The 20,039-nt window shown below is 67.9% G+C and carries 22 protein-coding genes; 13 read left to right on the forward strand and 9 right to left on the reverse strand.

Annotated elements, in window-relative coordinates; genetic code table 11:
- Positions 1-46: 46 nt before the first annotated feature.
- The gene (gene ctrA, locus ASF81_RS00855; RefSeq protein ID WP_017505852.1) at positions 47-748 is read left to right on the forward strand and encodes a response regulator transcription factor CtrA; all 702 of its coding nucleotides are present in this window, start codon (positions 47-49) and stop codon (positions 746-748) included.
- A 163-nt stretch (positions 749-911) separates the two neighbouring features.
- Positions 912-1,295: a hypothetical protein gene (locus ASF81_RS00860; RefSeq protein ID WP_055803560.1), complete on the forward strand. Its 384-nt coding sequence runs from the start codon at positions 912-914 to the stop codon at positions 1,293-1,295.
- A 183-nt stretch (positions 1,296-1,478) separates the two neighbouring features.
- On the opposite strand, the gene ASF81_RS00865 is transcribed toward ASF81_RS00860, so the two are convergent.
- From ASF81_RS00865 to ASF81_RS00875, 3 genes are all read right to left on the reverse strand, one after another.
- Positions 1,479-2,858 carry a serine hydrolase gene (locus ASF81_RS00865; RefSeq protein ID WP_055803563.1) on the reverse strand — a complete coding sequence of 460 codons (1,380 nt, stop codon included), beginning with the start codon at positions 2,856-2,858 and terminating at the stop codon, positions 1,479-1,481.
- 88 nt (positions 2,859-2,946) lie between these two features.
- Positions 2,947-4,260 (reverse strand): ATP-binding protein, encoded by a 1,314-nt coding sequence (locus ASF81_RS00870; protein ID WP_055803566.1) that lies wholly within the window; start codon positions 4,258-4,260, stop codon positions 2,947-2,949.
- Positions 4,248-4,964, reverse strand: a complete 717-nt coding sequence (locus tag ASF81_RS00875) for a response regulator (RefSeq protein WP_055803569.1) — start codon at positions 4,962-4,964, stop codon at positions 4,248-4,250. The genes ASF81_RS00870 and ASF81_RS00875 overlap by 13 nt, the downstream gene beginning before the upstream one ends.
- Positions 4,965-5,159: 195 nt before the next feature.
- On the opposite strand from ASF81_RS00875, the gene ASF81_RS00880 reads away from it, so the two are divergent.
- Both ASF81_RS00880 and ASF81_RS00885 read left to right on the forward strand, forming a co-directional pair.
- Positions 5,160-5,354: a hypothetical protein gene (locus ASF81_RS00880; RefSeq protein ID WP_017505846.1), complete on the forward strand. Its 195-nt coding sequence runs from the start codon at positions 5,160-5,162 to the stop codon at positions 5,352-5,354.
- Between the two features lie 91 nt (positions 5,355-5,445).
- The gene (locus tag ASF81_RS00885; protein WP_055753007.1) at positions 5,446-5,691 is read left to right on the forward strand and encodes a hypothetical protein; all 246 of its coding nucleotides are present in this window, start codon (positions 5,446-5,448) and stop codon (positions 5,689-5,691) included.
- 81 nt (positions 5,692-5,772) lie between these two features.
- Here the strand turns inward: ASF81_RS00885 and ASF81_RS00890 are convergent, their stop codons facing one another.
- From ASF81_RS00890 to fliI, 3 genes are all read right to left on the reverse strand, one after another.
- The gene (locus tag ASF81_RS00890; RefSeq protein ID WP_082503392.1) at positions 5,773-6,933 is read right to left on the reverse strand and encodes an endo-1,4-beta-xylanase; all 1,161 of its coding nucleotides are present in this window, start codon (positions 6,931-6,933) and stop codon (positions 5,773-5,775) included.
- A gap of 85 nt (positions 6,934-7,018) precedes the next feature.
- On the reverse strand, positions 7,019-7,429 hold the full coding sequence (locus tag ASF81_RS00895) for a hypothetical protein (protein ID WP_055803572.1): 411 nt from the start codon (positions 7,427-7,429) through the stop codon (positions 7,019-7,021).
- 8 nt (positions 7,430-7,437) lie between these two features.
- On the reverse strand, positions 7,438-8,781 hold the full coding sequence (gene fliI, locus ASF81_RS00900) for a flagellar protein export ATPase FliI (protein ID WP_055803577.1): 1,344 nt from the start codon (positions 8,779-8,781) through the stop codon (positions 7,438-7,440).
- Between the two features lie 203 nt (positions 8,782-8,984).
- On the opposite strand from fliI, the gene ASF81_RS00905 reads away from it, so the two are divergent.
- Entirely contained in the window at positions 8,985-10,487 is a 1,503-nt protein-coding gene (locus ASF81_RS00905; protein WP_055803582.1) for a methyl-accepting chemotaxis protein, read from the forward strand.
- Here the strand turns inward: ASF81_RS00905 and ASF81_RS00910 are convergent.
- Positions 10,484-11,392: a DMT family transporter gene (locus tag ASF81_RS00910; protein WP_055803585.1), complete on the reverse strand. Its 909-nt coding sequence runs from the start codon at positions 11,390-11,392 to the stop codon at positions 10,484-10,486. The two genes, ASF81_RS00905 and ASF81_RS00910, sit on opposite strands and share 4 nt — an antisense overlap.
- 84 nt (positions 11,393-11,476) lie before the next feature.
- Here ASF81_RS00910 and ASF81_RS00915 point away from each other — a divergent pair, with 84 nt between their 5' ends.
- On the forward strand, positions 11,477-11,959 hold the full coding sequence (locus ASF81_RS00915; protein WP_055803589.1) for an Lrp/AsnC family transcriptional regulator: 483 nt from the start codon (positions 11,477-11,479) through the stop codon (positions 11,957-11,959).
- Here ASF81_RS00915 and ASF81_RS00920 read toward each other — a convergent pair.
- Together ASF81_RS00920 and ASF81_RS00925 are read right to left on the reverse strand one after the other, a co-directional pair.
- On the reverse strand, positions 11,956-13,245 hold the full coding sequence (locus ASF81_RS00920; RefSeq protein WP_235559175.1) for a sensor histidine kinase: 1,290 nt from the start codon (positions 13,243-13,245) through the stop codon (positions 11,956-11,958). The genes ASF81_RS00915 and ASF81_RS00920 overlap by 4 nt on opposite strands.
- 153 nt (positions 13,246-13,398) lie before the next feature.
- A complete protein-coding gene (locus ASF81_RS00925; protein WP_055803592.1) occupies positions 13,399-14,388 on the reverse strand; it encodes a hypothetical protein in 990 nt (329 codons plus the stop codon).
- Positions 14,389-14,524: 136 nt separating this feature from the next.
- Here ASF81_RS00925 and ASF81_RS00930 point away from each other — a divergent pair, with 136 nt between their 5' ends.
- From ASF81_RS00930 to ASF81_RS00960, 7 genes are all read left to right on the forward strand, one after another.
- A complete protein-coding gene (locus ASF81_RS00930; RefSeq protein WP_162237565.1) occupies positions 14,525-15,286 on the forward strand; it encodes a LytTR family DNA-binding domain-containing protein in 762 nt (253 codons plus the stop codon).
- 106 nt (positions 15,287-15,392) lie between these two features.
- The gene (gene cysK / locus ASF81_RS00935) at positions 15,393-16,373 is read left to right on the forward strand and encodes a cysteine synthase A (protein WP_039244679.1); all 981 of its coding nucleotides are present in this window, start codon (positions 15,393-15,395) and stop codon (positions 16,371-16,373) included.
- A 170-nt stretch (positions 16,374-16,543) separates the two neighbouring features.
- Positions 16,544-17,122, forward strand: coding sequence for a hypothetical protein (locus ASF81_RS00940; protein WP_055803598.1), 579 nt, complete (start codon positions 16,544-16,546; stop codon positions 17,120-17,122).
- Positions 17,119-17,766 (forward strand): OmpA family protein, encoded by a 648-nt coding sequence (locus ASF81_RS00945; protein WP_156363100.1) that lies wholly within the window; start codon positions 17,119-17,121, stop codon positions 17,764-17,766. The genes ASF81_RS00940 and ASF81_RS00945 overlap by 4 nt, the downstream gene beginning before the upstream one ends.
- A 2-nt stretch (positions 17,767-17,768) precedes the next feature.
- Entirely contained in the window at positions 17,769-18,026 is a 258-nt protein-coding gene (locus tag ASF81_RS00950) for a zinc ribbon domain-containing protein (protein ID WP_055803604.1), read from the forward strand.
- A 43-nt stretch (positions 18,027-18,069) separates the two neighbouring features.
- Complete coding sequence (locus ASF81_RS00955; protein ID WP_055803608.1) at positions 18,070-19,287, forward strand: DUF2336 domain-containing protein; 1,218 nt, start codon at positions 18,070-18,072, stop codon at positions 19,285-19,287.
- A 150-nt stretch (positions 19,288-19,437) separates the two neighbouring features.
- Positions 19,438-19,872: a MucR family transcriptional regulator gene (locus ASF81_RS00960; RefSeq protein WP_055753018.1), complete on the forward strand. Its 435-nt coding sequence runs from the start codon at positions 19,438-19,440 to the stop codon at positions 19,870-19,872.
- Positions 19,873-20,039 lie beyond the last annotated feature (167 nt).

A 20,039-nucleotide genomic window follows, 5' to 3' on the forward strand; every position in this document is an offset into this window, starting at 1 on the left:
GTGTGTCAGGGTGGTTACCGCAAAGCTTTTGCCTGGAGGGGCACGTATGCGCGTCCTGTTGATTGAAGACGATCACGCAACCGCCCAAAGCATCGAACTGATGCTGAAGTCGGAAGGCTTCAACGTCTATACGACGGACCTGGGCGAGGAAGGCATCGATCTGGGCAAGATCTATGACTACGACCTCATTCTTCTTGATCTGAACCTGCCGGACATGAGCGGCCTGGAAGTCCTGCGCCAGCTGCGCGTCGGCAAGGTCAACACCCCGGTCATGATCCTGTCGGGCAGCCACGAGATCGAAACCAAGGTCAAGACCTTCGGCGGCGGCGCCGACGACTATATGACCAAGCCCTTCCACAAGGACGAGCTAATCGCGCGCACCCACGCCGTGGTCCGTCGCTCCAAGGGTCACGCCCAGGCGATCATCCACACCGGCGAGATCGCCGTGAACCTGGACGCCAAGACGGTCGAGGTGAACGGTCACCGCGTCCACCTGACGGGCAAGGAATACCAGATGCTGGAGCTGCTCTCGCTCCGCAAGGGCACCACCCTGACCAAGGAAATGTTCCTGAACCACCTGTACGGCGGGATGGACGAGCCCGAGCTGAAGATCATCGACGTCTTCATCTGCAAGCTGCGCAAGAAGCTTGCCACCGCCGCCGACGGCAAACACTATATCGAAACCGTCTGGGGCCGCGGCTACGTCCTGCGCGATCCGGCCGAGGGCGTCGTCACCGTCGCCGCCTGATCGACCTTCGATCCGCGATTTCGAAACGCCCGCCGGTGACGGCGGGCGTTTTGCGTTTCTTCGCTCACATCGACGCCGCGATTGACGCGCGGTGCAACGCGAGCCACTACCTGAAATATCTATCGGGGCCATAGTCGGATGATCTCGATCTCCGAGAGACGCGATGGCGAAATACAAGCCGATCGATTGCGGTCCATTGGCTGTCGGCGTCGTAAATGACGCGATGGGCTGGACGTTGCGCCCCGGCCTTGTCCACTTCTCCGCATCCGCTCAGGAACATGCGGAAGATCGACATCCTGCTGACTATGCGCTCTGCATTCGACACATCGGCCAAATCTTGCAGGCGCCCGATTGGGTGGGGCAGGGTCCGAAAGATCGAGAGGGTTTCGTCATGGTTCGCCGCATCGCCGTCGCCAAGGCGATCCTGCTGGTGGCGATCAAGCTGAAACCGGATGCGCAGGGGCGATATGTGGTCGCCAGCACCTATCGCGTGTCGCAGCACGATCTGGAGGGGCGCGTCGCGAAGGGTTACTGGCTGCCTGTCTAAGCAAAAGGCCCCGCCGATGACGGGGCCTCTTTCCAATCGGACGGCGGGGTCCCAAGGTCCCGCATCTCTTTCGGCTTTCGCCTACTTTACGCCGCTGTGAAACGGAGTGTGTGAGGAGGGAGTTCTCACCTCATCAGATCAGGCCTTCAACCTAGCCTTGAAATCGCGAAATTTCAAGACCGGTCACTGACGCTTGGCCGGCATGTCCCTCCCGCCCTGGTGCAGGACCAGGCCCTCGACGGCGCCGGCGGCGTTGCGGGTGAAGGTGATCTGGGCGTCGACGGCGGTCAGGTAGAAGGCGTCCTCAGCCTCCGCCGTCAGTTCGAAGGCGGGCTGGCCGGTGGCCTGGGCCATCAGCTTGCCGTCCACGACCGAGATCGTCAGGGCGAAGGTCGGGGCCAGATTATAGACCCCCTCATAAGCCTTCAGCATGTCGGGCGAGAGGGCGACGGCGCGGCGTTCGCTGGGCAGGGTCACGGTCCCGCCGCGCGCCAGGGTGACCAGGGCCGCGCCCAGTTTGTCGGGCGCCTCACCGTTCAGATTGCCCAGGACGATGACGGCGGTCCGGTCGCCCGGATCATAGGCCATATAGGTGTTGAAGCCCTCGATGGCACCGTTGTGCCAGACCAGACGCTTGCCGTCGGCCTCGGACACCATCAGCCCCATGGCGTAACCGTTGCGGACCGGCGTGGTCAGGGCGGTCATCGACTGGGCGTTCAGCAGCCGCTCGCCGAACAGGCCCTGTTCCCACTTAAGCAGGTCGTGGGTGGTCGAATACAGGGCGCCGGCCCCGGTCGGGATGCTCATGTCCACATAGTCGGCGTTGACGACGCCGTCGGCGCCCAGCGCATAGCCCGAGGCGCGGCGGGGCAGGATCACGTCGTGGCGGTCGTAACCGCTGTCGCTCATGCCCAGCGGCTGGAACAGATTGGCGGTGACGAAATCGGCGTAGGTCTGGCCGCTGGCCGCCTCGATGATGGCGCTGAGCAGCACATAGCCCGAGTTGGAATAGGCAAACCGGGAGCCTGGCGTGAAGTCCAGCGGCCGGTCGCGGAACCGGGCGATCAGCTGCGGCAGCGTCGCGGGCCGGGTCTTCTGGGCCTCAAAGTCGGAAAAGGCGGTGAAGTTGGGCACGCCCGCCGTGTGGCTGAGCAGATGGCGCGGGGTGATCGCGTCCCAGGCGGCCGGGGCGTCGGGCAGCCAGGTCTTGATCGGCGCATCCAGATCCAGCTTGCCCTGCTGGTTCAGCAGCACGATCGCGACGGCGGTGAACTGTTTCGACAGCGAGCCCAGGCGGAACTTCACATCACCGTCGTTGGGGATGCTCCACTCGCGGTTGGCCAGGCCGTAGCCCTGATCCAGAAGGATGCGGCCGTCGCGGGCGACCAGGACGGAGCCGGAAAAGGCGTCGGCGTCGCTGGAGGCGCGGATCACCTGGTCCATGCGCGCCGCGTCCTGGGCGGCGGCCGGGCGGCTGGCCAGCGGGCTGAGCGTAAGGGCCAGGGCGCTGGCGGCCAGCAGCAGGAGGACCGGACGGCGGTGAGCGAGAAACGAATGAAGCAAGGGGGTGGTCTCCTGAACGCGTCACGCTAACGCTTTCAGAGAGAGGCGGCGAGAGCGGCGTTCGGATGCAGGCGCCGCGACCTTTTCGTCAGGGTTGCGGGAAGGTCAGGGTCGCCTCCAGCCCGCCGCCCTCGGCGTTGGCGAGCGTCAGATGGGCGCCGGCGCGTTCGGCCATGCGGCGCGCGATGGTCAGGCCCAGGCCGGAGCCGCCGCTGTCGCGCGAGCGGGACGGATCGAGGCGGTAGAAGGGCTCGAACAGCTTCTCCAACTGATCCGGCGCCACGCCGGGGCCGTGGTCCCGCACGATCAGGCGCACCGCATTTTCATCGCGCATGGCGCTGACGACCGCATCGCCGCCGTGGCGGACGGCGTTGTCGATCAGATTGGTCAGGCATCGACGCAGCGCCTGGGGCCGGGTCGGCACGACGGCGTTGCAGCCTTGGGTGAAGACGACCGGCTGGCCCGCCTCGGCCGCGTCCTCGCAGATGGCGGATAGAAGTGCGTCCAGATCGACGGGGGTCACGGCCTCGACCGTGGTTTCGATCCGGGCCAGGTCCAGGCCTTCCCGGACCAGATGCTGCATGCCGGCCAGGTCGCTGATGAACTGGGCGCGCAGGGTCTCGTCCTCGATCTTTTCGACACGCAGCCGCATCCGGGTCAGGGGCGTCTGCAGGTCGTGGGCGACGGCGGCCAGGACGCGGGTGCGATCCTCGATCAGGGCCTTCAGCCTGGTCTGCATGGCGTTCAGGGCGGCGGCGGCCTCGCGGACCTCGCGCGCGCCCTCCTCGACCAGGGGCGGGCGATCCAGATCGTGGCTGAGGGCGACGGCGCCCTGGGACAGGCGGTTCAGCGGACCGGCCGCCAGCCGCGAGCCCATCCAGCCGGTCAGCAGCACGGCGGCCAGACCCGCAAACAGCAGGGCGGCGGCCTCGCGGCTGAGCGTCCACGGGCGCGGGGCGGGCGGCAGGCTGATCGCCACCGGGACAGGCGCGCCATTGACCGGCCGCAGGACCAGGATGCGGCATCTCAGACGATCGGTCGCCGCGCCGCAGGCCCCGGCCGAGGCCTCGAACGCCTTGACCGAGACGCCGTCCACGCCGCGCCGCTTCAGCGCCTCGGCGACCGCATGGGTCAGCGACGGATCGGGCGCGCCCAGCCTCTGGCCCGCAGCGTCCGGCAGGCCGTCGGTCAGGCCGGCGGCGGGATCGTCGCTGGAGCCGGCCAAGTCCACGATCCGTTCGGCGGTGGTGAAGTCATGGGCCTGGGACAGGCGATGGCGATGGTTCAGGCCCAAGGCGGCGAAGGTCACGCCCGCCGCCAGCAGGGCGCCGACCAGCAGCAGCAGGAACAGCCGCGTGGTCTCGGCCTCGGCCCGGCCTTGGCGGGTTCTCACGCTCGCCATGTCACAGGCCCCGCCAGCATATAGCCCAGGCTGCGCACCGTGCGGATCAGGGCCGGGGCCTTGGCGTCGTCGCCCAGCTTCTGGCGCAGGCGGCTGACCCTCAGGTCGATGGCGCGGTCGTCGGCGTCGGCGACCGTGGACAGGGCGCGGATCCGCTCGCGCGACAGGGGCTTGCCGCCGTTCCTGACCAAGGCGTGCAGCAGGTCGAAATCGGCGCCCGACAGCGGGGCCAGCCGCCCGTCCGGCGCGGTCAGGGCGCGCGCGGCGATGTCCAGCGACCAGCCGGAGAAGTCGGCGTGTCGACCCTCGTTCGTCGTCGCCTCGCCGCCGGTGCGCCGCAGGACGGTGCGGATGCGGGCCACCAGTTCGCGGGGCTCGAACGGCTTGGCCATATAGTCGTCCGCGCCCATCTCCAGCCCGACGATCCGGTCGATGGGATCGCCCCGCGCCGTCAGGATGATGACGGGAATCTTGGACGCCGCCCGAATGCCGCGACACAGCGACAGGCCGTCCTCGTCCGGCAGGTTCAGGTCCAGCACCACCAGATCGACCGGCCCGGCCTCCAGCGCCGCCTTCATCGCCCGGCCGTCGGCGGCCTTCACCGTGCGAAACCCGTGCTGCTCCAGATGGTCGGACAACAGGTTTCGGATCTCGCGGTCGTCGTCGACGACCAGAAGGACAGGGGCGGCGGAGGTCTGGGACATTGGCGTTCGGCGAGCGGGAAGAAGCGCGATCTGTCGTCCTGTCTCATGGCCAAAGCGCGGCGGATACAGTCGGACACAATTCTCTTCGCCGACGATACGCGGCGACACCGACCGGCCCCGAACCGGCCGGACGCGGGTCCGAAACAGTGACTGTCCGACACGAGGCCGGACGCCAAACACACAGAAAGACCCGCCATGAAGTCCTTCCGTTCCACCGCCGCTTTCGGCGCCGCCGCACTGGTGATCCTGACCAGCGGCGCAGCCTTCGCCGGCACCCCTTCGGCCCCGTCGTCGGGCGCTCACGCCCGCCCCGCCGCCTCCGCCCGTGCGCATCATCGGGTCAGCCACGCCCGCACCCACCGCGCCGTGACGCCCGCCAAGAAGAAGTAAGGCCCGACGCCTTGCTGGTCCTGCCGGCGTCCCCGGCCGGCAGGACCCCCGACACGCCTGAGACTTCGACCTTCAAACGAAAGACATCGACATGAAATCCTTCCGCACCGCCGCCGCCGTTTCCGCCGTCGCCTTCGTCGCCCTGACCAGCGGCGCCGCCTTCGCCGGCACGACCCCGGCGCCCTCGACCGCCATGACCGCCCGTCCGGCCGCGACCGCTTCGGCGACGACCCCTGCGCCGTCGGCCCGCGCCCCGCGTGCGCACCGCCGGGGTCATCAAGCCCAGGCCCAGACGTCGGTTCAGGCGCCGGCGACCGTGACCGCCAAGAAGAAGTAAACCGGCCGCCCCCTCCGGTTCGCACAGGAACGCCCGGCTGTCGCAAGACGGCCGGGCGTTTCCGTATTCAGAGGCCTGTCGTCAGGCGGGGGTCTTGAAGCCTGCCGCGAGGGCGGCCGCCATCGGATTGGGACGGCCGAAGCTGTCGAAGGGCAGGGGCTTGTCCCGGCCATCGTCCGCGTCGCCCTGGCGATACCAGCTGTCGGTGTCGCGCAGGCCCCAGACGGTGAAGGCGAACTGCTGGGCTTTGGGCAGGGCCGCAAAGGCCGAGGCCAGTTCGGTGACGCGCGCGCCCTGGGCCGCGATCCGGTCGGCCTGGCTGCGGAGGTCCAGCCGGTTTTCGGTGCGCAGGGTGCAGTCCAGTTCCGACACATGGATCGGCAGGCCGAACTGGCTGATCTCGCGCATATAGGCGGCGATGACGCCCTCGGGGATGTCGATCCACAGATGGGATTGCAGGCCCACGCCCTGCAGCGGACAGCCGGCCTTCAGCAGCCGCTCGACCAGTTTCAGGAACTGCGCGCCCTTGGCCGGCACGCTCTCCTGATTGTATTCGTTGAGAAACAGGATGGCGTCAGGATCCGCGATCCGGGCCCTTTCGAAGGCGCGCAGGATATAGCCGTCGTGGCCGTATCGCGCCGACCAGTGGCAGTCGCGGATGCCCGACCCGTCGTCCAGGATCGGCTCATTGACCACGTCCCAGCTGCGAATCTTGCCGCGATAGCGGCCGGCGACCGTGGCGATATAGCCGTCGAAGGCGCGGTCGAAGGCGGCGCCCGACAGGCCGGCGAAGGCCTCCTTGCCTTGCGCATACCAGATCAGGGTGTGGCCGTGCATCGCCATGCCCTCAGCCCGGGCGAAGGCGGCGATACGGTCCGAGCGGTCGAAGTTGGGCCGGTCCAGGCCATCGGCCAGGATGTACTCCATCTTCATCTCCCACTCGGGCGTGAGTTGGGAGACGTTGGCGCGCGCCAGCGCGACCCAGTCCGGGTCGTCGATCTGGCTGGCCTTGATCGCCGTGCCGAAGGGAGCCGGGGCGATGGACTTCAGCGGGGGGACGTTGGGCGGCGACGGCTCCGCCGAGGCGAAGCGGTCGCAGGCGGCAAGCGCGAGCGGGGCGGCGAGGATAGCGCGGCGGGTGAAATCCTCCCCCGAGGAGCGCAGCGGAACGGGGGAGGGGGACCGCGAAGCGGTGGAGGGGGCGACCTCACACGGGGTGTCAGCCTGTTGCGCAAGATCCAAATTTGAGGGTTCGTGCGACGTCCGCCCCCTCCACCACGCTACGCGCGGTCCCCCTCCCCCGCGATGCGAGGGAGGATTTTCAAAGTCAGACCGCACGCTTCCGCAGGCCCAGCTCGTCGAAGGCGGCGGTTTCGCGCTTGGCGAGGGCGATCAGTTGGTTGAGCCGGGTGGTTTCGGCGACGTGTTCGAACTTCTTCAGCTCTTCGAAGGCGCCGGTCAGGGCGTCGCGTGCGCCGGCTTCCTCGGCGTCCAGCACCGACAGGTCGCCTTCGGCGGCGGCCTTTCTTGATTTCCAGCCGTTCAGATAGGCGCCCAACATCATGCCGGCCTCGGCGTCCATGCGGGCGCGGTTGCGTTCGCCCTCGGCCTCGGCGTCGAGCACGGCGATGCGGAGTTCGGCGCCGGCGCGGCGTTCGGCGATCTCGGCCAAACGCTTCTGCAGCGTCTCGACCTCATAGTTGGAGATGCGGATCAGGGATTGGGCCCAAGCGGTCATCTAAATCATCACTCCCTGATCATGCCTTGGTTCAGGATTGCTTCCAGCCGGGTAAAGGAATCGGAAAGACGCGTCGCATCGTCCTTGTCCTGTCCCAGAAAATCTTCGAGGGCCGGGTTCAGCGCGATGGCCCGGTCCACGATGGGGTCGGCGCCGGTGCGGTAGGCGCCGATCTTGATCAGCTCCTCCATATTGGCGTAGGCGCTCAAACACTGGCGGGCGCGCTTGTTCAGCTCGCGCTCTGGCGGGGTCTGACAGCCGGGCAGGGTGCGGCTGACGGACTTCAGCACGTCGATGGCGGGGAAGCGCCCGCGCTCGGCGATCTTGCGATCCATGACGATGTGGCCGTCCAGAATACCGCGCACGGCGTCGGCGATCGGCTCGTCATGGTCGCCGCCGTCCACCAGCACGGTGAACAGGGCGGTGATCGGCGCCGCCGTCGTGCCGTCGGGCCGGATCGGGCCGGGACCAGCGCGCTCCAGCAGCTTGGGCAGTTCGGTGAAGACGGTGGGGGTGTAGCCCTTGGTGGTCGGGGGCTCGCCGGCGGCCAGCCCGATCTCGCGCTGGGCCATCGCAAAGCGCGTGACGCTGTCCATCAGGCACAGAACCTCGAGATCCTGGTCGCGCAGATATTCGGCGATGGCCATGGTCATATAGGCCGACTGGCGGCGCTTCAGGGCTGGCTCGTCCGACGTGGCGACCACGACGACGGCGCGCTTCAGCCCCTCTTCGCCCAGGGTCTCTTCCACGAACTCGCGCACCTCGCGGCCCCGTTCGCCGATCAGGCCGACCACGACGGCGTCGCAGGTCGCTTCCTTGGCCAGCATGGACAGCAGCACCGACTTGCCCACGCCCGAACCGGCGAAGATGCCCAGGCGCTGGCCCCGGCAGGTGGTGGTGAAGACGTCCATGGCCCGCACGCCCAGGTCCAGCCGTTCTCCGACCCGGCCGCGCGAATGGGCGGGCGGGGGCGGGGCGCGCAAGGGGTAGGGGGCGGGGCCTTGCGGCAGCGGCCCCTTGCCGTCGATGGGCCGGCCAAAAGCGTCGATGATGCGGCCCAGCCAGGCGGTCGTCGGGCGCACGCTGGCGGCCTGATCGATGATGCGGATGTCGGCGCCGGGGGCCACGCCCTCCACCGGACCGAAGGGCATCAGAAGGGCCTTGGAATCGCGGAAACCGACCACCTCGGCCGGCAGGGGATCGTGGCCGCGCCGTCCGATCTCGGCCCGGGCGCCGACGGCGAGGCGCGACAGGCCGCCGCGCGACTCGATCAGCAGGCCCGACACGCCCGCGACCTTGCCGGTCACGACCAGCGGATCGATCGCTTCGACGGCGGCGACGAGATTGCGCAAAAATCAGACCCCAGAAACAGGCCTCAACAGATGCGGCAACGTGGTTAACGACCGATGAAGCGCTGCTGGAAAGCGGGGGATAGGCCAGCGATTACTGCGTCTCGATTGCAACTCAAACGTGAAACGGTTTTTCAACTAATTAGCCTGTTAATCTTGCAACCGAGGCGGGCGGGGGCCGGCCGATAGCGAAGAGGTTGCAACCTATGTTCGCGCGTAAACCGAAGTCATCGGGCATGCAGGACCGGCTGATCGATCTGGACGGCAAGATGGCCGCCATCGGTCGGTCGCAGGCGGTGATCGAGTTCAACCTGGACGGCACCATCATCGACGCCAACCAGAACCTTCTGACCACGATGGGATATAGTCTGGACGAGATCCGGGGCGCCCACCACAGAACCTTCATGGACCCGGCCGAGGCGGCTTCGCCCGACTACGCCGCCTTTTGGCGCGAGCTAAATGCGGGACAGTTCCTGGCGCGCAAGTTCCGGCGGCTGGCCAAGGGCGGGCGCGAGGTGTGGCTGCAGGCCTCCTACAATCCGGTGTTCGGCCCCGACGGGCGGCCGGTGAAGGTGATCAAACTGGCCATTGACATCACCGCCGACGAGCAGGAGGCCGCGCGCCGCGAGGCCGAACGGGTCGAGGCGGAAAGCGCCCAGACCCTGCTGGTCGACGCCCTGGCGGGGGTGCTGAACAAGCTGTCGGCCGGCGACCTGACCGCGCGGATCGATGCGCCGGTGAAGGGCGACCATGTGCGGGTGCGCGACGATTATAATGCTGCGGTCGAAAGCCTGCGCCAGACGATGGGCCAGGCGCTGCGGGCCGTGTCGGGTCTGAGGGGCGGGGTGGGCGAAATCTCCAGCGCGTCCGACGACCTGTCGCGCCGCACCGAACAGCAGGCCGCCAGTCTGGAAGAAACCGCGGCGGCGCTGGACCAGATCACCGCCACGGTGAAGCGCAGCGCGGACGGCGCCAAACAGGCCTCGGCTGCGGCCCTGGGCGCGCGCGCCGAGGCGGACCGGTCGGGCGAGGTGGTGCGCCAGGCGATCGCGGCGATGGACGGCATCAAGCGCAGTTCGGCCCAGATCAGCGACATCATCGGCGTGATCGACGAGATCGCGTTCCAGACCAATCTGTTGGCGCTGAACGCCGGGGTCGAGGCGGCGCGGGCGGGAGAGGCGGGACGCGGCTTCGCCGTCGTCGCCTCCGAAGTGCGGGCCCTGGCGCAGCGCTCGGCGGAAGCCGCGAAGGAGATCAAGACCCTGATCACCACCTCGGGCCAGGAGGTGGCGCAAGGGGTCAAACTGGTCGACGAGACCGGCGCCGCCCTGTCGGCCATTGCGGTCAAGGTGGCGGAGATGGACGCCCTGGTCAGCGAGATCGCCGCATCGGCTCAGGAACAGGCGACGGGGCTGAGCCAGGTCAATACGGCCGTCAACCAGATGGACCAGGTGACCCAGCAGAACGCGGCCATGGTCGAACAGACGACAGCCGCCGCCATGAGCCTGAAGTCCGAAACCGAACAACTGGCCCTGCTGGTCGAACGCTTCGAGACGGGCGAGGCGCCGGCTCAGGCCCGCGTCCATGAGCTGTCGCAGGCCGCCGCCCCCGTCCCGCTGGCCCGCGAACGCGCCCGCATCCGGGCCTTCGCCAGCGGCGGCGCGGCTGCGGCGGGGGCGGCATCGAACGCGGGCTGGGAAGAGTTCTAGGGCGCGCTCGGCTCCAGCTCGATCTTGGCCTCCCGCGTCGTCGCGATGGCGCCGACCGAGGCGGCGACGATGGCGGCGATGGCGAGCCACTGCTGGCCGGTCAGATGCTCGTGCAGGATCACAAGCCCGGCCAGGGCGCCGACCGCCGGCTCGGCGCTGAGCACCACGCCGAAGGTGCGTTTGGGGATGCTGCGCAAGGCGACCATTTCCAGCGAGTACGGCAGGGCGCTGGAGAAGATCGCCACCGCCACGCCGGCTAGGATGATGGCGGGGTTCAGCAAGGCGGCGCCCGCATGGGCCACGCCGAACGGCACGACGACCATGGCCGCCACGCTCATGCCCAGCGCCACCGACTGACCGGCGTGCAGGTGCGACAGCCGCTTGCCGAAGACGATGTACAGCGCCCAGCACAGTCCGGCGAAGGCCGCCAGCGCCATGCCGACGGGATCCAGCGCGCCGGCCCCGGCCTTGATCGGCAACAGCAGGCCCAGCCCCACGACCGCCAGACCGATGCAGGCGAAATGGATGGGCTTGCGCGAATGGATCAGGGCCAGGGTCAGGGGCCCCATGAACTCGATGGCGATGGCCAGACCCAGCGGAATGGTGCGCAGGGCCATGTAAAAGCTGAGGTTCATCGCCCCCAGCACGACGCCGTAAAGCGCAATGGCGCCCAGGTCCGCGCGGGTCAGGCGGAACCGCCAGGGCCGGAACACGGCGACCAGCAGAACGGCCGAAATCCCGACGCGATAGGCTGAGGTCCCCTCCGCCCCGATCACCGGAAACAGCGTCTTGGCGAAGGAGGTGCCGCACGCCAGCGTCACCATGCCCGCAAACAGCGCCAGATAGGGGATCAGGCGCGCCGCCAGCGGCGAGTTCAGATGGGTTTTCAGGGCCAGCGACGTCATGGCGTAAAGCTAGCGTAACGCCGCTTGCGCTTCCCGGCGATTTTCCGCTTGAATGCGACGGAAATCGTCAATGGAGACCCTGTAATGACGAATTTCGTCACGCTCGACGATTTCGACCATAAGCTGTTGATGCGGGTCCGGCGCAACAATCTGGAGCCGGCGCGGGTGACGGCCGAGGCGGTAGGCCTGTCGGAATCCGCCGTCCTGCGCCGCCTGCGTCGTCTGCGTGCCGAGGGTGTCATCGCCGCTGACGTCGCCGTGATCGATCCCGCCCGGGTCGAGCCGCGCATCGTCCTGCATGTCCAAGTCGAGATGAACACCCAGGATCGTAAAGTCATGGACGCCTTCCAGCGCGCCATGAACGCCAGTCCCGAGGTCCAGGGCTGCTGGGACGTGACGGGTGAAACCGACTATCTGCTGACCGTCGCCGTGCGCTCCATGCAGGACTACGAGGCCTTCGGCATCCGCGAACTGGTCCCCGCAAAGGGCGTGCGCGGCTTCAAGAGCATGATCGTCATCCGCGAGGTCGTCGGCTTCGACCCCGGCCGCGCCGTGCTGGAGCGCTAGGTCGCCGGGGCCTCGACCACCAGGATCGCGCCGACGCCCTGGGTTTTGTTCTCGATCGTGCCGCCGATCTGGCGGACCAGGCTGTCGATGACGCGCATGCCCAGGCTGCGATCGCTGCGGGCGGCGATCAGGTCGAAGCCCTTGCCCTGGTCCGCCACGGTGACGGTCAGGCGTCCGTCGGCGATGCGGCCGGTGACCGAGACGCCGCCGCCCTCGGGGCCATAGGCGTATTTGATGGCGTTGGTGACCAGTTCGTTGACGATCAGACCGAGCGGGATGGCGATGTCGGCGCCCAGGGGCGCATCGGACGCCTCGCAGGTGACGACATGGCGGTCGCTGCCGGCGTCGATGGCCTCGCACAGCTGGCACAGGAAGTCGGACAGGATCACGGTCTGGACGTCGGCGCCGCGCCACAGCTGATCATGGACTTCACTGATGGCCTGGATGCGCGATCCGGCCGTGGCCAGGGCGGCGCGCACCTCGTTGGAGGCCGCGCCGCGCGCCTGCATCGACAGCAGGCTGGAGACCAGCGACAGGCTGTTCTTGACCCGGTGGCTGACCTCGCGCGTCAGCAGGGCCTGATGCTCGATGGCGGCCAGAAGCCGCTGCTCGGTCTGCTGGCGGGCGATGGCGGCGCCGACGACGGCGGCGAAGGCGTCCAGGAAAAGGGCGTCGCGGGCGTCAAACTGACCCTCGTCGGGGCTGTCGACCTCCAGCACGCCCCAGGGTTCGCCATCCAGCTCGGGCCGAATCAGGACGTTGATGGCGCGCCGCACGCCGTGGTCGGCCAGAAGCCTGGGCGTGTGAAAGCGCTGCTCGTTCTCCAGGTGGTTGGAGATTAGCGGCTTGCCGGTCTGGAAGGCATAGCCGGCCGGCGAGTCCAGTTCGACGCTCAGCGAGGCCTGGCCCTCGACCGGCCCGGTCCAGCCGACGCCCGCGATCAGCACCAGCCGGTCGCGCGCCTCGTTGTGGATCAGCACCTTGGACAGCGGCGTCTCAAGCCCGTCGGCGCAGACCGCACAGGCGGCGTCGAGCAGGGCCTGACGGTCGCGCTCGCGCAGGGCCACCTCGCCGAAGCGCGCCAACAGCGACTGCTGCTTCAGGCGATAGCGTAGCTCATCGGCGGTGGAGCGCGTCTCGGCGGCCGGTGCATCCTCGATCTTGGGCGCGACCGGGGCGTCCATGCGGATCTGGGTTTCGGCGGCCGTATCCGCGTGCACCTCCGCGACCAGTTCGGCGATTTCCGGGGTCAGGCCGGTGTCGGAGAGCGGACGGGTATGAGGCAAGGACGGAAATCTCGGTTCGCGCGACGGCGACATATAGGCTGACATAGCCGCTCTGAAAGGTTTGCGCAGAAATCATCGCGCGTCACCCCCTGTGCCGGTGGCGAGCGCCAACGACGTCCTTGATCGCGCCGCCCTCGGTCCGGTCCCTGCGGGCTACAGCGTTCGCTGGAAGAAGCCGACGATCTCGCGATTGAGGTCCTTGTGAAAATCGGCGCGGTCGAAGCCCGGCGTCGGGGTGCAGATCTGCGGCGCCTCGGCCGCCAGGGCCGGCGAGCAGGCCGGCAGGAAGTCGTAATGACCGGCGCCTTCGACGCGGTGATACTCGGGTGCGGCGCCCAGCCGGTCGCGGATCGGCTCGACGTTGTAGGGCGCGGGCAGAATGGTGTCGGCGCCCGCCTGCCACAGCTGAACCGGAATGCGCACGGCGGCGAGGCTGTCGGATGTGAAGGAGAAGCCCAGGGCCGGGGCGGCGATGACGGCGGCCTTGATCCGGTCATCCTTTGCACGCGGACGCCAGGTCGACAGGTCGATCCCCATCGCGTCCAGCAGGCGGCAGGCGAAGAAGCCGGGATGGGCCTGGCAATGGTCGCCGATGGCCGCCGCGTCCGAGACCCCGCCGATGGCCGAGGTGACCGTGAAGCCGCCCGCCGAGAAGCCGAAGGCGCCGATGCGGTTCGGATCGACGGTCAAGCCGCCCGGCCGCGCGGACCAGTCGCCCGTCATATAGTCGATCAGCCGACTGAGCTGGGGCGCGCGATTGGTCAGTTGGGTGGAGCGGCTCATGTCGCGATAGTTGTCGCCGGGATGGGTCAGGGCGGCGACCACGAAGCCGGCGTCGGCCAGGGCTCTGGCGGTGTCGGCATGGCTGCGGAAACCGCCGCCGTTGCCGTGCGAAATGACGATCAGGGGCGCGGGCCGGGCATTGGCGGGGGGCGCCGGCAGCCAGACTCCAGCCTCCACCGCGCCGTCCGGTCCGCCGGGAAAGGTGAAGACCTGGTCGGGCGCCTGCGGATCGGTCTGGGCGCGCGCCGGGCCTTGGGCTTGTGGCGCGGTCGCCTGCACGGGCGAGGCGGCGCCGGCCAGAAGCATCAGGGCCAGGCTGAGGCCGGCGGTCAGGTTTTGGGGCGGCGAGCGATGGGTCATGTCGGTTTCCGTTAGTCGAGACGACCCGCTGTTCGGGACAAGACCGAGCGAACGCCAGCCGCATTTCGCCAATGGGCGAACGGGTGCGTGGACGGGCGAAGGGTTCGACGATAGTGGGCTGACGAGGGGAGGGATGATGACGCAGAACGCCGCTGACAGACTGAATACGCCGCACGCCTGGGCCGTCGATCTGGCGGCCTGCGCCCTGACGGGGGCGGTGTTGGGCGCGGTCGGTCCCTTCGGCAGCTTCTTCAACGACGGGCTGGCGGTGCGGATCGGCTATTGGACGGCGGTTCTGGTGATCAGCGGCGCGGTGTTCGGCGCTGCGATCCGCTGGGCCTGGCCCAGGATGCGCCGCAGACGCGTGTCCATGCGGTTCTGGCTGCCCATGCTGATCGTCGTCGCCAGCGGGCCTACCGCCTTGATCAGCCGGATCATCGCCGTGGTCCTGTGGCCCGGCATTCGCCAGCGTGTCGGCTGGGTCGAATGGTACGGCCAGACCCTGCTGATCGGGGCCGTCTATGTGGCGCTCTACGCCCTGTTGCGGATGCGGACGTCCGCTGCGGCGACGCGAGCGGATCAAGGCGATCCGGGCTTTGCGCGCACCCTGCCCACGGGGGTGGGTCGCGACCTGATCTGCCTGCAGATGGAGGACCATTATGTGCGCGTGCATACGACGCGGGGGTCGCAGCTTGTTCTGATGTCGCTGTCGCAGGCCGTGGCAGGATTGAAGGGCGTCGAGGGGCTTCAGACCCATCGCTCGTGGTGGGTGGCGCGCGCAGCCATCGTCGGGGTCGTCGAGGACGGCCGGAACCTTCGCCTGGCCCTGACCGGCGGATTGACGGCGCCGGTGTCGCGCGCGCGGGTGGCCAACCTGCGGGCCGCCGGCTGGCTTTAGCTCAAGGGTTCTGACGGTCGTTCGCAGAAATCATCGCGCGTCACCCCTTGCGTGGGGCGGCAAGGCCTTATCTGTTGTGCGCCAGCATTCGAGGAGACCTTTTCCAATGACCGACTTCAGCTATGACGCGTCCCGCCACCTGAAGAAGGGCCGGGGCAAGGTCTATGACTCGATCGTCGACACCATCGGCGACACCCCCATCGTGCGTCTGCCGCGCCTGTCGGCGGAGTACGATACGAAGGCGACGGTTCTGGCCAAGCTGGAGTTCTTCAACCCGATCGCCTCGGTCAAGGACCGGATCGGCGTGGCCATGGTCGAGGCGCTGCAAGAGGCGGGCAAGATCGATCAGGACACGGTGCTGATCGAGCCGACCAGCGGCAACACCGGCATCGCCCTGGCCTTCGTGGCGGCGGCCAAGGGGCTGAAGCTGACGCTGTGCATGCCCGAAAGCATGTCGATCGAGCGGCGCAAGATGCTGGCCCTGCTGGGCGCGCGGCTGGAGCTGACGCCGGCCGAAAAGGGGATGAAGGGCGCGATCGCGCGGGCGCAGGAACTGCTGGAGACCACGCCGAACTCCATCAGCCCGTCTCAGTTCGAGAACCTGGCCAATCCCGCCATTCACCGCGTCACGACGGCCGAGGAGATTTGGAACGACACGGCCGGGGCGGTGGACATCGTCGTCGCCGGCGTCGGCACCGGCGGCACCATCTCGGGCGTCGGCCAGGCGCTGAAGGCCAAGAAGCCGTCGGTGCAGTTCATCGCCGTCGAGCCCGAGGCCTCTCCGGTGCTGTCCGGCGGCGCGCCCGGCCCGCACAAGATCCAGGGCATCGGCGCTGGCTTCGTGCCCGCCATCTATGATCCGTCGGTGGTCGATGGGGTCGAGCAGGTCTCCAACGACGACAGTTTCGACATGGCCAGAAAGGCCGCGCGGGTCGAGGGCATCCCGGTCGGCATCAGCTCGGGCGCGGCCCTGACCGCCGCCTTCCGCATCGCCGCGCGCGAGGAGAATGCGGGCAAGACCATCGTGGTGATCATCCCGTCCTTCGCAGAACGCTATCTTTCGACCGCGCTTTTCGAAGGGCTTTGAAGGGGGCGTGATTCACGCTTTTTGACGCCGCCGCCGCGCGGCTTCGTCAAAAAACGATCAAGCTCCAAGCGGAGCCTTTAGGCCGTTCGCGTGTTCGATATCGGACGCGCGTGCGGCTCCGCTTGGGATGAGGGACGGCGCGCGGCGGATCAACAACGCCGGAGCGTTTCATGCCTGTCGCCGCCCTTCGCCTGATCGCCGTCGCCGGGGTCTCGGCCCTGGCGCTCGCCGCCTGTTCCAACAATGACGACAAGACGGCGGTCGATCCGTCGATGTCGCCCGAGCAACAGGCCGCAGCCGCCGCCAACACTCCCGTCACCGCCCAGCCGCGCCAGATACGCAATGTGCCGGTGGATGTGCAGGGCGTGACCGAGGTGGGCGCTACGGTTCGGATCAAGAACGTCGATCTGGCCGAGGACGCGACCATCCTGGACGTCAGCATCTCGTTCGCCAGCGACATGACGAACAATGTGCAGATGGCGACCAACGCCACCTATATCGAACTGCCCAACGGCCAGAAGCTGCGTCTGAAGCCGCCCGAAGGCAATCCGAACATGAATATCGTCAAGGGCGACACCATGAACGGCCGCCTAGTCTTCATGGGCGCGGTGCCGGCCGGGGTGAACCAGATTTCGGTCGTGTTCAACGAAGGCTCGACGTCGGACAGCATCATCGGTCCGTTCCTGCGCATGACCATTCCGCTGACCGCCCAGGCCGCCCAGAACCCGACGAGCGGAGCGGCCGGATGACGGGACGACACGCGCCCGCCATGGCGGCGGCGCTGTTGGCCGCGGGCCTGACGCCCTGCGTCGCCTCGGCCCTGACGGTGCGGCTGATGAGCGGCAGCGCCATCGGCCTGCGCTCAACCTTCGAAAAGGACATGGCCGTGCCCCGGTCCACCTTCGCCAAGTCGGGGCCGGACAGCGCGCTGGAAAGCGTGTTCGTCTCGTCCGAGGTCGCGCCCGAACGGGTCGAGACCACCCGCAGCCTGCTGAGCGAGCTGAATGCGCGGCGCACCGACGGGGTGATCGTGATCGACCTGCCGGCCGATGTTCTGTTCGACTTCGACAAGGCGACAATCCGGGCGGACGCCGAGCCGGCCCTGACGCGGGCGGCGGAACTGCTGAAAAGCTATCCGCAGGCCCAGGTCAGCATCGGCGGCCACACCGACGCCGAGGGCGACGACGCCTATAACGAGGGCCTGTCGCTGCGCCGCGCGCGGGCGGTGGCGGCGCGGCTGCAACGCGAGGCCGGACGCACCCTGGCCGCCGAAGGCTTTGGCGAGCGCAGTCCCGTGGCCCCCAACGTCAAGCCGGATGGTTCGGACGATCCCGACGGGCGTCAGAAGAACCGCCGTGTCGAGATCCGCATCACCCCGCGCGCGGGAGGCTGAGCATGGCCTTGATCCCTTGCCCCGCCTGCGGGCGTCAGGTGTCTGAGGCGGCCGTCGCCTGTCCTAACTGCGGCCATCCGATCGCGGGCGACGCGGCGCGGCCGTCGGGCACGTTCAAGGAGGCGCTGACACGACCCGATGCGGTCAAGAGCGGGATCACCGTCCTGGGCGTCTTCGTCGCCGCGCCGTGGATCGCGCGCGTGCTGGCGGTCATCGCCTTCGTGATCCTGGCCATCGTGGTGGTGGTCAACAAGAGCTGATCCGGCTCACGCCCGGTTAACCGCTCGCTTCTAAGGTGGGGGGATGGGCGATCTGGCAGCCATGATCGGGGAAGAGGCGACGCCGCCGCCGCTGCGTGCGCGCCGGGCGCTGCTGAAGCGTCTGGCCGACGTCGTGTCCCTGCCCGCCAGCCGCATCAACGCCTTTGAGCGGGCGGTGACGGGCGACCTGCTGGTCGAGATGCTGCGGCTGGCCTCGCACGATGAGCGCAAGCGCGTGGCGGCGCGTCTGGCGCCGCTGGCCGAACTGCCCAACAGCGTGGCGCGCATCCTGTTGCGCGACGATCCGGATATCGCCGGCCTGCTGATCGAACAATGCGCTTCGCTGAGCGATGCGGACATCGTCGGCTGTGCGCGCGACGCCAGTTTCGAACACCGGATGCTGCTGGCCGTGCGCCGGGGCCTGTCGGAGATCGTGACAGAGACCCTGTTCTCCTTCGGCGAGATGGAGGTGATCGAGGCGGTGCTGCGCAACACGACCGCGCGCCTGTCGCAACTGGGCATCGAGACGGTGGTGGGCCTTAGCCGCCAGTCGCCGAGCCTGTGCAGCCCCTTGCTGAAGCGGCCCGAGCTGAGGCCGTCGGGCGCCTATGTCATGTTCTGGTGGTGCGCGCCCGAGGATCGCCGCACCATCCTGCAACGGTTCGCCGTGTCGCGCGAAGTCATGCAGGAGGCGTCCGAGGACGTCTTCGCCATCGCCAATGACGAAAGCTGGTCCGATCCCGTCGCGCGCAAGGCGCTTCAGTTCATCGAACGCCGTCAGCGCAATCGCGCGGCCATCGAAAAGAGCCCGTTCGACAATCTGGAACACGCCGTCATGGTCGCCGCCAGCGATGGCCTGACGCGCGAGACGGCGTCCGAGATCGCCTTCCTGGCCGGGGTCAAGCCGCTGACGGGGGCCAAGCTTCTGGGCGATCCCGGCGGCGAGCCGCTGGCGATCCTGTGCAAGGCGACGGGGATGTCACGCGTCGATCTGACCCATCTGTGGCGCTCGATGCGGCGGCCCGAGACGACGGCGGACGGCAAGATCCATCCCGACTGGGAGCGTGTGCAGATCACCTATGAAATGCTGGCCGTCGATCGCGCCCAGACGGTGCTGCGTTACTGGAACTGGTCTTTGTCTTCGGCCCTGACGCCCACGCTGTTGCGCGCCATTCGTGACGGGGAGGATGACGCCGTCGATGAATATTCGGCGCCGGAGCGGGCGGCGATGATGGTGCTGGCCGAAGACTTCGGTCGATAGGTCTGATCACTAAAGTCGAATGCATAGACGTGCATATCGCACCGCTTATACGCGTGTTTGCTTTCGCGGCGAAACAACCCTATGACGCTATTGGGGTCGTTCGGTTGGAGAATCAGCCGAACTCAATAAATCAGGAAAGCGAAGCCGATAATGGAAGATAAGCCCGAACTGCTGGAGATGACCGCAGACATCGTGTCGGCCTATGTCGGCAATAACTCGGTCTCGGCAGAGGCCCTGCCTGCGCTTATCGCCAATATTCACGCCGCCCTGTCGGGTGTGTCGAACGGTCCGGTCGAGGCCGAACCTGAACCCAAGGAACCGGCGGTGCCGATCCGCAAGTCGATCGCGCCCGATTTTCTGATCTGCCTGGAAGACGGCCGCAAGTTCAAGTCGTTGAAGCGCCACCTGCGCACCAAATACGACATGAGCCCCGAAGAATACCGCGCCAAATGGGGTCTGCCTAAAGACTATCCGATGGTCGCCCCGAACTACGCCAAGGCGCGTTCGGAACTGGCCAAGTCGATGGGCCTGGGCCAGGGCGGCCGCAAGCCCGCCCGCGCCGCCGGAACCCGCGCGAAGAAATAAGCCGAACCCGTTTTCGGTCTGGAGACGCCCGCTTCCATCAGGAGGCGGGCGTTTTTCTTTTGGGGCGCACAAGCATTCTCCCTCCCCGTATCGGGGAGGGTTGGCTGAGGCGCAGCCGAAGCCGGGTGGGGACGGCAGGGCGACGTCCCACGGATTTGTCTTTGATT

It is taken from the genome of Brevundimonas sp. Leaf168 (assembly GCF_001423685.1).
GTDB lineage: Bacteria > Pseudomonadota > Alphaproteobacteria > Caulobacterales > Caulobacteraceae > Brevundimonas > Brevundimonas vesicularis_C.

Coding starts and splice junctions, on each gene's coding strand:
- ASF81_RS00950 (WP_055803604.1), top strand. CDS start 17,769: ATGGCCTTGATCCCTTGCCCCGCCTGCGGGCGTCAGGTGTCTGAGGCG.
- ASF81_RS00930 (WP_162237565.1), top strand. CDS start 14,525: ATGACGCAGAACGCCGCTGACAGACTGAATACGCCGCACGCCTGGGCC.
- ASF81_RS00885 (WP_055753007.1), top strand. CDS start 5,446: ATGAAATCCTTCCGCACCGCCGCCGCCGTTTCCGCCGTCGCCTTCGTC.
- ASF81_RS00955 (WP_055803608.1), top strand. CDS start 18,070: ATGGGCGATCTGGCAGCCATGATCGGGGAAGAGGCGACGCCGCCGCCG.
- ASF81_RS00925 (WP_055803592.1), bottom strand. CDS start 14,388: ATGACCCATCGCTCGCCGCCCCAAAACCTGACCGCCGGCCTCAGCCTG.
- ASF81_RS00895 (WP_055803572.1), bottom strand. CDS start 7,429: ATGACCGCTTGGGCCCAATCCCTGATCCGCATCTCCAACTATGAGGTC.
- ASF81_RS00870 (WP_055803566.1), bottom strand. CDS start 4,260: ATGGCGAGCGTGAGAACCCGCCAAGGCCGGGCCGAGGCCGAGACCACG.
- ASF81_RS00880 (WP_017505846.1), top strand. CDS start 5,160: ATGAAGTCCTTCCGTTCCACCGCCGCTTTCGGCGCCGCCGCACTGGTG.
- ASF81_RS00910 (WP_055803585.1), bottom strand. CDS start 11,392: ATGACGTCGCTGGCCCTGAAAACCCATCTGAACTCGCCGCTGGCGGCG.
- ASF81_RS00940 (WP_055803598.1), top strand. CDS start 16,544: ATGCCTGTCGCCGCCCTTCGCCTGATCGCCGTCGCCGGGGTCTCGGCC.
- ASF81_RS00915 (WP_055803589.1), top strand. CDS start 11,477: ATGACGAATTTCGTCACGCTCGACGATTTCGACCATAAGCTGTTGATG.
- ASF81_RS00875 (WP_055803569.1), bottom strand. CDS start 4,964: ATGTCCCAGACCTCCGCCGCCCCTGTCCTTCTGGTCGTCGACGACGAC.
- ASF81_RS00860 (WP_055803560.1), top strand. CDS start 912: ATGGCGAAATACAAGCCGATCGATTGCGGTCCATTGGCTGTCGGCGTC.
- ASF81_RS00945 (WP_156363100.1), top strand. CDS start 17,119: ATGACGGGACGACACGCGCCCGCCATGGCGGCGGCGCTGTTGGCCGCG.
- ctrA (WP_017505852.1), top strand. CDS start 47: ATGCGCGTCCTGTTGATTGAAGACGATCACGCAACCGCCCAAAGCATC.
- ASF81_RS00905 (WP_055803582.1), top strand. CDS start 8,985: ATGTTCGCGCGTAAACCGAAGTCATCGGGCATGCAGGACCGGCTGATC.
- cysK (WP_039244679.1), top strand. CDS start 15,393: ATGACCGACTTCAGCTATGACGCGTCCCGCCACCTGAAGAAGGGCCGG.
- ASF81_RS00960 (WP_055753018.1), top strand. CDS start 19,438: ATGGAAGATAAGCCCGAACTGCTGGAGATGACCGCAGACATCGTGTCG.